The sequence below is a fragment of the Mesorhizobium sp. M4B.F.Ca.ET.017.02.2.1 genome (assembly GCF_003998955.1).
GTDB lineage: Bacteria > Pseudomonadota > Alphaproteobacteria > Rhizobiales > Rhizobiaceae > Mesorhizobium > Mesorhizobium abyssinicae.
Map to the genome: position 1 here is coordinate 1 of NZ_RZOF01000409.1, position 5,183 is coordinate 5,183.

At 63.6% G+C, this 5,183-nt stretch carries 5 protein-coding genes; all 5 read right to left on the reverse strand.

The window, feature by feature from the left end:
• A partial coding sequence (locus EN738_RS30570; protein WP_145966978.1) for an ABC transporter ATP-binding protein occupies positions 1–882 on the reverse strand: 882 nt, incomplete at its 3' end.
• Between the two features lie 25 nt (positions 883–907).
• Complete coding sequence (locus EN738_RS30575; protein WP_127286870.1) at positions 908–1,852, reverse strand: carbohydrate ABC transporter permease; 945 nt, start codon at positions 1,850–1,852, stop codon at positions 908–910.
• Positions 1,849–2,808: a sugar ABC transporter permease gene (locus EN738_RS30580; protein ID WP_126058401.1), complete on the reverse strand. Its 960-nt coding sequence runs from the start codon at positions 2,806–2,808 to the stop codon at positions 1,849–1,851. The genes EN738_RS30575 and EN738_RS30580 overlap by 4 nt, the downstream gene beginning before the upstream one ends.
• Before the next feature lie 126 nt (positions 2,809–2,934).
• Positions 2,935–4,188: an ABC transporter substrate-binding protein gene (locus EN738_RS30585; protein WP_126058402.1), complete on the reverse strand. Its 1,254-nt coding sequence runs from the start codon at positions 4,186–4,188 to the stop codon at positions 2,935–2,937.
• Between the two features lie 58 nt (positions 4,189–4,246).
• Positions 4,247–5,183 (reverse strand): aldehyde dehydrogenase family protein (locus tag EN738_RS30590; protein WP_127286871.1); only part of this gene is annotated, 937 nt, incomplete at its 5' end.

A 5,183-nucleotide genomic window follows, 5' to 3' on the forward strand; every position in this document is an offset into this window, starting at 1 on the left:
GGTCAGCGCCTCCGGACGGACGCCGAAGATGACCGGCTTGCCCTGGAAGGCCGACAAGCCCGGCGTAGCCCCGGCGAGCGGCAGCGAGATCGGCTCGCGCCCGTCGCGCTGCAGCACCACAGACAGCCCACTGCCATTGCCACCGATCGTCGCCGGCACCAGGTTCATGGCCGGCGAGCCCATGAAATCGGCGACGAAGATGTTGGTCGGGTTGTTGTAGATCTCGGCCGGCGTGCCGAACTGCTGCACCTCGCCATCGCGCATCACGGCGATTTTGGTGGCCAGCGTCATCGCCTCGATCTGGTCATGGGTGACGTAGACGATCGTCGTGCCGGTGTTGGCGTGCAGGCGCTTGATCTCGATGCGCATGTCGACGCGCAGCTTGGCGTCGAGGTTGGAGAGCGGCTCGTCGAACAGGAACAGTTTCGGGTCGCGCACCAGCGCCCGGCCCATGGCGACACGCTGGCGCTGGCCGCCGGAAAGCTGGCTCGGCTTGCGCTGCAGCAGGTGGCCGATCTGCAGCACCTTGGCCACCTTGTCGATCGCCTTCTGGCGCTCTTCGGCCGGCACGCCGCGCATCTCCATTCCGAATGAGATGTTCCCGGCGACCGTCATGTTCGGATAGAGCGCGTAGCTCTGGAACACCATGGCGATGTCGCGCTTGGACGGGTGGAGATCGTTGATCGCGCGCCCATCGACGCGGATCTCGCCCTCGGTGATGTTTTCCAGCCCGGCGATGGTGTTGAGCAGCGTGGACTTGCCGCAGCCGGACGGACCGACCAGCACGAGGAAGCCGCCCTTCTCCAACTCGACATTGATGCCCTTCAGGATCTCGACATTCCCGAAGCGCTTCTTCAGCCCATCAATTTCCAGAAAAGCCATGGTCGTTCCTTAAGCAAAAAGAGGGTCAGCCCTTGACCGCGCCCGCCATCAGCCCGCGCACGAAATAGCGGCCGGCGACGACGTAGACGAGAAGGGTGGGGAGGGCGGCGATCATCGCCGCCGCCATGTTGACGTTGTATTCGACGACGCCGGTCGAGGTGTTGACGACGTTGTTCAGCGCCACCGTCATCGGCATCACGTCGCCGGTGCCGGCATAGGCGGAAGCGAACAGGAAGTCGTTCCAGATGTTGGTGAACTGGTAGATCACGGTGACGACGAAGATCGGCATCGAATTCGGCAGCATGATGCGGCGGAAGATCTGGAAGAAGGATGCGCCGTCGACCTGCGCCGCCTTGATCAGTTCGGTCGGGAAGGCCTCGTAGTAATTGCGGAAGAACAGCGTGGTGAAGCCGAGGCCGTAGACGACATGGACGAAGACGAGGTTGACCGTCGAATTGCCGAGACCGAAGTTGAACCCGGTCGCGTTCTGCAGGGTGACGCCGAAGCGGCCGATGCTGCCGAGGATCGTCGCCATCGGCAGCAGCACCGACTGGAACGGGATGAAGCAGGCGAACAGCATCATCGCGAAGACCAGCGTGTGGCCGCGGAAGCGCCATTTGGTCAGCACATAGCCGTTGAGCGCGCCGAGCAGCGTCGAGATCAGCACCGCCGGCACCACCATCTTGATGGAGTTCCAGAAGTAGCCCTTGATGCCGGCGCAGGTGAGACCGACGCAGGCCTCGCCCCAGGCCTTCCACCAGGGGTCGAAGGTCGGCGCCTGCGGCAGCGCCAGCATGTTGCCGTTCTGGATCTCGTCCATTGTCTTGAACGAGGTGACCAGCATGACGAAGAGCGGCATCAGGTAGAAGATCGCGAACAGCGCGAGCAGCCCGTAGATGACGATGCGGTTGATCGTCCTAGCGCTGATGCCGCTCGAGGTCGGGCGGGCGGGTGAGGCAACAGTGCTCATCGCGGCTTCTCCCTGAGCTCGGAATAGAGGTACGGCACGATGATCGCGGTCAGCGTCATCAGCATGATCACGGCGCTCGCCGAGCCGACGGCCATCTCGTTGCGCTTGAAGGTGAACTCGTACATGAAGTTGGACGGCAACCAGGCCGAGCCGCCCGGTCCGCCGCTGGTCAGCGCCACCACCAGGTCATAGGACTTGATGGCGAGGTGGGCGAGGACGATGAACGCCGAGAGGAAGACCGGCCGCAAGAGCGGAATGACGATGCGGCGGTAGAGCTGGAAGGTGGTGGCGCCGTCGATCTGCGCCGCCTTCATGATCTCGCCGTCGATGCCGCGCAAGCCGGCCAGGAACATCGCCATGATGAAGCCGGAGGCCTGCCAGACACCGGCGATCACTACCGTGTAGATGACGAAATCCTTGTTCTTGATCCAGTCGAAATGGAAGCTCGTCCAGCCCCACTGGTGCAGCGTCTGCTCGAGGCCGAGGCCGGGATCGAGGAACCATTTCCAGGCGACGCCGGTGACGATGAAGGAGAGCGCCATCGGGTAGAGGTAGATCGGCCTGAGCATGCCTTCGCCGCGGATCTTCTGGTCGAGCAGGATGGCCAGGAACAGGCCGAGCGCCAGGCAGATGAAGATGTAGAGGAAGCCGAAAATGCCCATGTTGGTGATCGAAGTGTACCAGCTCGAGGGCGGATCGCTCTCGAAGGTCCAGCGCCACAGCCGCTGATAGGCGCGGGCACCGGTGATGGCATAGGACGGGAAGGTCTTGGAGTTGGTGAACGACAAATAGATCGTCCACAGGATGAAGCCATAGACGAAGACGATCGTCGCCGCGAAGCTCGGCGCCAGCACGATCTTCGGCAGCAGATCCTGCAGCCGCGAGCGAACGGACGCACCTGGGCGGGCGTCGTGCTCCGGTGTCAGCTTCGCAGTGGTTTCGGCTACTGTGCTCATCGGCTCATCCAGTACCGGTTCGTCGGGGACCGGCCGGCGCAAAGCGCCAGCCCGGGCAATCCCGGACCTTGCCTCGGTGAAATTCTCCCCCGCCCTGGGGCGGGGGAGATTTGTTTTGAGCGCCGCTTACTTGGCGTCGTCGATCGCCTTGACCAGCTCGGTCACGGCCTCGTCCGAGGTCTTGATCTGGCCATGGACGAACTTCGAGACGACGTCCTTGTAGGCGTTGGCGACGGCCGGCGGGGCGCCATAGCCCTGGGCCAGCGAGCCGAACAGTGTGCCGCCCTCATTGGCCGCCTTCAGGTCGGCGATGCCCTTCTTGCCGCAAGCGTCGAAGTCGGTGTCAGGCACGTCGGTGCGGGCCGGAACCGAACCCTTGACGACGTTGAAGGCCGACTGGAAGCTCTTCGACAGCGTGGCGGTGGCAAGCGCTGCCTGGGCGGCCTTGCGGTCGTCCGGAACGTTGAACATGCCGAACATGTCGGAGTTGTAGATCACCGAGCCGTCGGTGCCCGGGAAGCGATAGCACAGGAAGTCGGTGCCCGGGGTCTTCTTGGCGGCGTGGAACTCGCCCTTGGCCCAGTCGCCCATGACCTGAACCAGCGCGTCGCCCTTGATGACCATGGCAGTGGCGAGGTTCCAGTCGCGGCCCGAGAAGTTCGGGTCGACATAGGTGACCAGCTTGGCGAGGTTGTCGAACGACTTCTTCATCGTGTCGGACTTCAGCGATTCCTCGTCGAGGTCGTTGAAGGCCTTCTTGTAGAATTCCGGGCCGCCGGTCGACAGCACGACGGAGTCGAACATCGTAGCTTCCTGCCAGTTCTGACCGCCGAGCGCGAGCGGGATGACGCCCGCGGCCTTGGCCTTGTCGAGCAAGGCGACGAAGTCGTCGAAGGTCTTCGGCTCGGCGCCGCCGATCTTGTCCATCACCGCCTTGTTGATCCACAGCCAGTTGACCGAGTGGACGTTGACCGGAGCCGCGACCCACTTGCCGTCATAGACCGAGAACTTCTGCAGGGCCGCCGGAACCGACTTGTCCCAGCCTTCCTTCTTCGCCGTCTCGGTCAGGTCGCCCATGACGCCGGCGGCGGCATAGTCGAGCACGGTGTAGCCGAGCATCTGCGAGGCGGTCGGGTAGTTGCCGGCCGCGACCATCGCCTTCAGCGCCGTCATCGCGGCGTCGCCGCCGCCGCCAGCCACCGGCACGTCCTTCCAGGCATAGCCTTCCTTGGACAGATCCTCCTTGAGGACGTTCAGAGCAGCCGCTTCGCCACCCGACGTCCACCAATGCAGCATCTGCACTTCCTTGACGTCGGCGGCATGCGCCGAAAACGCAAAGGTCGACGCAAGAGCCGTTCCGATAAGCAGTTTGCGCAACATGTAGTTCCTCCCTTGTTGCATGCACATAACCGACGGATGTCCGCCGGGGTCTCCCAACTCAGCCGACCCACCAACCGGTGCGCTGGCCGCGATGAAACTGGATTGTCTTTTCCTCTGTATAGTCCTCGACAGCGCGCTTGCCGAGTTCACGTCCGAGACCGGACTGTTTGTAGCCTCCGAACGGCAGCTCAGGGTAACCTTCCATGAACGTGTTCACCCAAACCGTCCCCGAACGCACACTCCGCGCCACCGACATGCAGGTGTCGATGCTGGCGCTCCACACACCCGCAGACAGACCATAGGGCGTGTTGTTGGCGATGTGCAATGCCCTTTCAATCGATTCAAAAGTCAGCACGGAAAGCACCGGCCCGAACACTTCTTCGCGCGCGACGGCCATATCCTCGGTGACGCCGCGGATGATGGTCGGATCGAGATACTGGCCGGCGTTTGACGCAAGCTGGCGGCCGCCTGCATAGACGGCGCCGCCGTCGCCGGCCGCAGCCGTCACATAGCCGGCTACCTTCGCGAGATGGTCGGTGGAGATCATCGCGCCGACCTTGGTGCGATCGTCGAGCGGATCGCCGACCGTCACCCTTGCGGTCAGCGCCTTGACGGCGGCGAGGAAGTCGTCGGCGATCGCTTCATGCACGATCAGCCGGCTGCCGGCATTGCAGCATTCGCCGGCATTGAAGAAGCCGCCGAACACCGCGGCGTCGGCGGCGGCTTCGAGATCGGCGTCGGGGAAGACGATCTGGCCATTCTTGCCGCCGAGTTCCATCGACACCTTTTTCAGGGAATTCGAGGCGGCAGCCATGGTCATCTTGCCGACCCGGGTCGAGCCGGTGAAGGACACCATCTCGACCAGCGGATGGCTGACCATCGGCGCGCCGACATCGCCGCCCAAGCCGGCGAGGATGTTGACGACGCCGGCGGGGAGGCCTGCTTCGAGCAGGATGTCGCCGAGCACGAAGGTCGAGGCCGAGGTCATCTCGCTC

What these genes read in the sequence shown, in the direction of transcription:
- EN738_RS30575 (WP_127286870.1), bottom strand. Translation starts at nt 1,852, where the DNA reads ATGAGCACTGTTGCCTCACCCGCCCGCCCGACCTCGAGCGGCATCAGC.
- EN738_RS30580 (WP_126058401.1), bottom strand. Translation starts at nt 2,808, where the DNA reads ATGAGCACAGTAGCCGAAACCACTGCGAAGCTGACACCGGAGCACGAC.
- EN738_RS30585 (WP_126058402.1), bottom strand. Translation starts at nt 4,188, where the DNA reads ATGTTGCGCAAACTGCTTATCGGAACGGCTCTTGCGTCGACCTTTGCG.